Source organism: Candidatus Pelagibacter communis (genome assembly GCF_001179945.1).
GTDB lineage: Bacteria > Pseudomonadota > Alphaproteobacteria > Pelagibacterales > Pelagibacteraceae > Pelagilacustribacter > Pelagilacustribacter ubique_A.
In genome coordinates, this window is the sequence record NZ_CVSG01000003.1 from 1 (window position 1) to 643 (window position 643).

Consider the following 643-nt stretch of genomic DNA (forward strand, 5'->3'; position numbering starts at 1 on the left):
ATGAAATAAAAAACTTAAATAATATAAATTTAGCGTTAGATGTTAATGGCAATAGAAGGCAAACTGGAAATACAGAAAGAATGATTTTCAATTTCAATTTTTTAATTTCTCATTTAAGTCAATTTATGACTCTGTATCCTGGGACAATTATCACTACCGGAACACCAGCTGGTACAGCAATGGAAATGGAAAAACCTGAATTTCTAAAGACGGGTGACAAACTTCACTTAAAAGTAGATGGACTAGGTGAGCAATTTCATGAAATAATAGATGAATAATTATGTCAAAAAGATATTCGGGTAAAAGCCAAAAAGATAGAAGCTTTATGAAAAAAGCCAAATTATCTTTTAAAGAAAAAAGAAAGCTTAAAAGAGAGAGAAAAAATAAATAATGTGTGGAAGATATAGTATTCGAAAACCGGTTACTAAAACTGCTGATTTGGTAAAAACAAATATAAAGGTTGAAGATTCAGATAATTATAATGCGCACCCAACTCAAAAGTTACCCATAATAAAATCTTATTCAAATGGTAAGGCTCTTGAGCTTTATGAGTGGGGATTGGTTCCGAGTTGGTCTAAAAAATTGGATAAGTTTTCTCCCCTTATTAATGCAAGGAGAGAAACTCTTATGGAAAAAATTACTT

2 protein-coding genes are annotated in these 643 nt (G+C 30.5%); both read left to right on the forward strand.

Going from position 1 to position 643, the window contains the following annotated elements:
• Positions 1 to 278 (forward strand): fumarylacetoacetate hydrolase family protein (locus AMN78_RS00030; protein ID WP_179850578.1); only part of this gene is annotated, 278 nt, incomplete at its 5' end.
• Positions 279 to 390: 112 nt separating this feature from the next.
• Positions 391 to 643: SOS response-associated peptidase family protein (locus tag AMN78_RS00035; RefSeq protein WP_143323138.1), on the forward strand; the 253-nt coding region annotated here is incomplete at its 3' end.